Origin of the sequence: Streptomyces sp. NPDC029674 (assembly GCF_044903205.1) — a bacterium.
Lineage (GTDB): Bacteria > Actinomycetota > Actinomycetes > Streptomycetales > Streptomycetaceae > Streptomyces.
In genome coordinates, this window is the sequence record NZ_JBJDPY010000005.1 from 470,083 (window position 1) to 476,505 (window position 6,423).

At 75.2% G+C, this 6,423-nt stretch carries 1 protein-coding gene; it reads right to left on the minus strand.

The genetic code is table 11. The features are described 5' to 3' along the window. Positions 1 to 5: 5 nt before the first annotated feature. A complete protein-coding gene (locus ACI2L3_RS15465; protein ID WP_404752867.1) occupies positions 6 to 6,416 on the minus strand; it encodes a type I polyketide synthase in 6,411 nt (2,136 codons plus the stop codon). Positions 6,417 to 6,423: the final 7 nt, after the last annotated feature.

Here is a 6,423-nt window from a genome sequence, read left to right on the forward strand (position 1 = left end):
GGACGTCAGGACGTGCGGCGTGTGCGGGGTGTGCGCCGCGTGGTGGTGGGTGACGGGGCGAGGACGGTGTCGAGCCAGTCGGTGACGGCCCCGGCCGTCGTGTCGACGTGCTCCTCCATGAGGGAGAAGTGGTCGCCGGGCACGTCGACGACGCTCTGGGCGGTCGGCCAGGTGGCGCGCCAGTCGCCCGCACCCGGGTCCGGTTCGGCGAGGGGCTCGCCGGCGCGGACGAGGAGGACGGGCGCTTGCACCGGGGGCGGCGTCCATGTGTCGAGGAGGCGGAAGTAGCGGCCCATGGCGGTGAGCCGGGTGCCGTCCATGGGGGCGGCCCGTTCCTCGCGCGCGAACATGCCGCCGATCAGTACGTCGTTGAACTGGGTCATCCCTTCGTTGTCCGAGAGGTAGGTGTCGAGCAGCACCACCGCGGCCGGTCCCGCGCCCAGCTCCTCCAGGCGTGCCGCGACGCCGTGCGCGAGGGTGCCGCCGGAGGAGGAGCCAAGGAGGACGAGGGGCCGCTCGCCGAGCTCCTCGCGCAGGGTCCGCGCCTGGAAGTCGAGGAGCGCGGACATCTCGGCCGGGACCGGTTCGCCCGGCAGGAAACCGGGGGCCGCGAGGGCACTGACGCCGTAGCGGTCGCGGAACCGGGCGGCGAATCGGGCGTACTGGTGCGCGCCGCCCAGCGCGACGACGGAGCCGAAGCAGACCAGCTGCGGCGCGCTGTCGTCGCGGCACAGGTGCAGCAGCTCCGGCTTCGTCCCGGCGGCAAGGAGTTCGCTGCCGGTACGGAAGTCGGGGCGCAGGGCGGCGGCGTGCTTCAACAGGGCGATGCCGTCGTCGACCCGGCCCAGTTCGCAGGCCTGCCGGAAAAGGGTGCCGACGGGATCGGCGGCCTCGGGCGGTACGGTCCCGGGCACATCCGGGTCCGCGTCCGCGATCTGGTCCGCCGAGGCCAGTTCGGTGCGCAGCAGTTCGGCGAGGCGGGCGGGAGTGCCGTTGTCGAGGACCGTGGTGGGGCGCAGCCGCAGGCCGGTGCGGGCGGCGAGCCGGTTGCGCAGCTCGACCGCGGTCAGCGAGTCGAAGCCGACGGAGAGGAACGCGTCGTCCGCGCGCAGGGCTTCGGGTGTGGCGTGGCCGAGCACCTCGGCGGCCTGGCTCAGGACGAGGTCGACGATGATCCGCCCGTGTTCGGTCACGTCGGCGGCGGCGAGGCGCTGCCGCAGCGGCGCGCTGTCGGCCGCGGTCCGGGGCCTGGCCGGCGCCTTGACAAGGGAGCGCAGGAGCGGCGGGACGGCCCGGCCCCGGTAGGCGGTGAGGTCGAGGTGTACGGGGACGAGGACGGGGTTGTTGGGATCGCCGGGCGCGCTGGGTCCATTCGGCGCGTCCGGCCGCTCGTCAGGCTCGTCCAGGCCGAGCGCGCTGTCGAACAGCGCCATGCCCTCCGCCGCCGAAAGGCCGCGTACGCCGCTGCGGTTCATGCGCCGCAGGTCGGTGTCGGACAGGTCGGCGGTCAGGCCGCTGCGCTGCTCCCACAGGCCCCAGGCCAGTGAGGTGGCGGGCAGGCCGAGGCGGTGGCGTTCCGTCATGAGGGCGTCGAGCGCGGCGTTGGCGGCGGCGTACGTGGACTGGCCGGGGCTGCCGAAGATGCCGGCGGCCGACGAGTAGACGATGAACGCCGTCAGGTCCGCGCCCGCGTCTCGGGTGAGGGAGTGCAGGTGGTGGGCCCCGTCCACCTTGGGCCGCAGCACGGCGCTCAGCCGCTCGGCGGTCTGCGCCTCCAGCAGGCCGTCGTCGAGGACGCCCGCGGTGTGGACGACGGCGCGCAGCGGGTGCTCCGCCGGAATTCCGGCCAGGACGTGGGCGACGGCTTCGCGGTCCGCTACGTCACAGGCCACGGCCGTCACGTCGGCGCCCGACTCCACCAATTCCTGGGCCAGTTCGGTCACACCGGGGCTGTCGGCGCCCCGGCGGCCGAGCAGCAGCAGGTGGCGTACGCCGTGCCGGGTGACGAGGTGGCGGGCGAGGATCCCGGCCAGGACGCCGCCCCCACCGGTCAGCAGGACGGTGCCGTCCGGGCCGAACGTCCCCGCACCGCTCCCGGCGGCCCGCGCTGCGGCACGGACGAGCCGGGGCGCGTACAACACCCCGCCTCGCACGGCAAGTTGTGGCTCTTCGGCGGCGAGTACGACGGGCAGGACCGCGGGCGTCGCGGCCGGGTCGTCCGTGTCCAGCAGCACGAACCGCCCGGGGTGTTCGAGCTGGGCCGAACGCAGCAGCCCCCAGACGGCGGCGGACGCGACGGACGAGCCGGAGGAGGCGGAGGGGACGGACGCGGATTCCGTGCCGGGCCCGGCCGCGCCCCGGGTGAGGGCGACCAGCGGGACCGACGCGGACGCGGTGTCCGCGAGCCAGGCGCGCAGGTGGTCCAGGACGGCCGCCGTGACGGCGTGCACCGCTTCGGGAGTGTCGGCTCCGGCAGCGGGAGGAGGACAGGGCAGCACGGCCGCGTCGACGCCGTCGGTCCCGTTGATCCCGCCGGCGGGAACCCTCGTGGCGGTGAGTCCGTCCGGCAGCAGTCCGGCGTCGCACTCCCCGAGCACCGTCCAGCGGCGATCGACGGGTGGCGCGGCGGGCGGCTCCACGCGGACCCAATCCACGCGGTACAGCGAACGGTCGAGGGCGCGCAGTCCGTCGTACGAGGCCATGCGCAGGGTCAACGCCCCGATGTCGGCGACGAGTCGGCCGTCCTCACCGGTGATGCGGACGCTGACCGCGTCAGCCCCATCAGCCCCGTCGGTCCCCGCAGCACGCAGGGACACGCGCAACGTACGGCCCGCGCCGGGGCCGAGGGTCACCCGGCTCCACGAGAACGGCAGCGGGACGCCCGACGTATCCCCACCGTCCTCGCCGGCGTCCGTGGCGGCGTCCGTGTCGGCGTTCGTGGCGGTGGGGCGCAGGCCGGCCGTCTGGAGGGCCGCGTCGAGCAGCGCGGGGTGCACCGTGAAGGCGTCCGGCACGCCGTCGGGCAGGGCCACTTCGGCGAAGATGTCTGCCCCTCGGGACCAGGCGGCGCGCAGGCCCTGGAAGGCGGGGCCGTACTCGACGCCCCTGGACTCCATGGCGCCGTACAGGTCGTCGACGCTCAGCTGCCGAGCACCCTCCGGCGGCCAGACCGCAGGCCCGGCGTGCGTGGGGCGGTCCGCCGGAGCGGGTGCGAGGTGGCCGCTCGCGTGCTGCGTCCACGGCTCTTCCGGCGCCGCGTCCTCGGGTCGGGAGTGGAACGCGACTGCGCGTCGCCCCTGCTCGTCCAAGGGCCCGACGGAGAGGCGGAGTTGAACGCCCGTGGCCTCGTCGGCGGCGGGCAGGGCCAGCGGGGCGGCGAGGGTCAGCTCCTCGACCTGCGCGCAGTCGAGCAGCGTGCCGGCGTGGGCCGCCATTTCCAGGAAGGCCACGCCGGGCAGCAGGACGGTGCCGGCGACGGCGTGGTCGGCGAGCCACGGGTGGGCGGCGGTCGACAGCCGCCCGGTGAAGAGGGTGCCGCCGTCCGGCAGGTCGACCGCCGCACCGAGCAGGGCGTGGCCCGGGTCGCGCTGGCCGGAGGTGGCGGGGTCGCCGCCGGCGGCGGGGGCGTCGAGCCAGTAACGCTGCCGCTGGAAGGCGTACGTGGGCAGGTCGACGCGGCATGCGCCGGTGTCCTCGTACGCGGGCCGCCAGTCGACGGGGAGCCCGGCCGCGTACGCCTCGCCCAGGGCGAGCAGCAGGCGCCGCGGGCCGCCTTCGTCGCGGCGCAGCGTGCCGATCACCTCGACGTCGTCGAGGCCGGCGTCGGCCGCCGTGTCCGCGATGCCGTAGGTGAGCGTGGGGTGCGGGCTGACCTCGACGAAGGTGCGGTGGCCCGCGTCGAGGAGGCGGCGCACGGCCGGATGGAAGCGGACGGGCTCCCGCAGATTGCGGAACCAGTGGTCGGCGGTCAGCTGCTCGGCGGTGAGCCAGTCGGCGTCGACGGTGGAGAGCAGCGGGATCGCGGGCGTGCGCGGGGTGATGCCGGCGAGGGCGGTGCGCAGCTCGTCGCGTACGGCGTCGACGGCTCCGGAGTGCGACGCGTAGTCGACCGGGATGTTCCAGGCCATGAGGCCCTGACCGGACAGGTCGGTGACGAGGTCGTGGACGGCGGTCGCCGGGCCCGCGACGACCACGACGCGGGGGCCGTTGACGGCCGCGACCGACACGTCGCCGCCGCGTGCGGCGAGCAGCTCCTCGGCCTCGTCCCCGGACATCATGAGCGTGGCCATGCCGCCCCCGCCGGTGACCCCGGACAGGGCGCGGCTGCGCAGGGCGACCACACGGGCCGCGTCGTCCAGGGTCAGGGCGCCCGCGACGCAGGCCGCCGCGGCCTCGCCCTGGCTGTGCCCGACGACGGCGGCGGGCCGGACGCCGTACGAGCGCCACACCTGTGCGAGGGAGACCATCACCGCGAACAGCGCGGGCTGCAGGACCTCCACGCGGTCCAGGGACGGCGCGCCGGGCCCGCCGCGCAGCGCCGCTTCCAGGGACTGGTCCGCATACGGGGCGAAGGCCCGCTCACACTCCGCCATGCGGGCGGCGAACACCGGTGACGTGTCGAGGAGTTCGGTGGCCATGCCGGGCCACTGCGCGCCGAGTCCGGGGAAGACGAACACGGCTTTGCGGCCGCCGCGCGGGGCGGTGCCGGTGGCGCCTTCGGTGAGCAGCTCGCCGCGCGCCAACGCGCCGAGCCCATCCAGGAGTTCGCCCCGGTCGGCGCCCACGAGCACGGCGCGGTCCGCGAACAGGGAGCGGCCGGTGGCCAGGGAGAGGCCGACGTCGGCCGGGCGGAGCGCCGGGTCGGCCAGGATGTGGGCGTGCAGCGTGGCGGCCTGCCCGCGCAGCGCCGCCGCGCCCTTGGCGGACAGCGGCCAGGCGACGGGGCCGCCGCGCTCCTCACGCTCGCCCGTCGGCGCCGGCGCCGGAACCGGTTCCGGTGCCGGTTCATCGGGTGCCTGTTCCAGGACGACGTGGGCGTTGGTGCCGCTGGCTCCGAAGGAGGAGACCCCGGCGCGGCGCGGGCGGCCCGTGGCGGGCCACGGCGTCGCGGTGGTGAGCAGGGAGACGGCACCCTCCGTCCAGTCGACCTGCGGGGTGGGCCGGTCGATGTGCAGGGTGCGGGGCAGCAGGCCGTGGCGGAGCGCGAGGACCGTCTTGATGACACCGCCGACACCGGCGGCCGCCTGCGTGTGCGTGAGGTTCGACTTGAGGGAGCCGACCCACAACGGTCGCCCGGGGGGCCGCTGTTGGCCGTACGTGGCGAGCAGGGCCTGCGCCTCGATGGGGTCGCCGAGCACGGTTCCCGTACCGTGCGCCTCGACGGCGTCGACCTCGGCCGGGGCGAGACCGGCGCTGTCCAGGGCCTGCCGGATGACGCGTTCCTGGGCGGGGCCGTTGGGCGCGGCCAGGCCGTTGCTCGCGCCGTCCTGGTTGACGGCGGAACCACGGATGACGGCGAGCACCGGGTGCCCGTTGCGGCGGGCGTCCGACAGGCGCTCCAGCAGGACCATGCCGACGCCTTCGCCGAAGCCCGCGCCGTCGGCGGCTGCGGAGAAGGACTTGCAGCGGCCGTCGGGCGCGAGGCCGCGCTGCTTGCTGAACCCGACGTACAGCCCGGGCGTCGCCATCACGGTCACGCCGCCCGCGAGGGCCAGCGTGGTGTCCCCGGCCCGGAGGGCCTGGCAGGCCAGATGGATTGCGACGAGCGAGGAAGAGCAGGCGGTGTCCAGGGTGACCGCGGGCCCTTGCAGGCCCAGGGTGTAGGCGACGCGTCCGGAGACGACGCTGGAGATGGAACCGGTGCCGAGGAAGCCCTCCAGCTCCTCGGGCACACGGGTGAGACGTGATCCGTACTCGCTGTTGATGACGCCCGCGTAGACGCCGGTGCGGCTGCCCTTGAGGGTGAGGGGGTCGATGCCCGCGCGCTCGACCGCCTCCCAGGAGGTTTCGAGGAGGAGGCGCTGCTGCGGGTCCATGGCGAGGGCCTCGCGGGGCGAGATCCCGAAGAAGCCGGGGTCGAAGGCGCAGGCGTCGTGGAGGAATCCGCCTTCGCGCGTGTACGAGGTGCCCGGCGTGTCCGGGTCGTCGTCGAAGACGCCGTCGAGGTCCCAGCCCCGGTCGGCGGGGAAGCCGGTGACGGCGTCCCGCTCCTTGACGAGCAGTTCCCACAGGTCTTCGGGCGAGTCGACGCCGCCGGGGAAGCGGCAGCTCATCGCCACGACGGCGATCGGCTCTCGGGCCCCGTCGGCTTGGTCGGCCTGCGTGGCTCGTTCGGCGAGCCTGTTGTTCTCCTGGCGCAGGCGCTGGTTGTCGAGGAGGGAGGCCCTCAGCGCCTCGACCACCTGGTCCGTGGACATGTTCTTC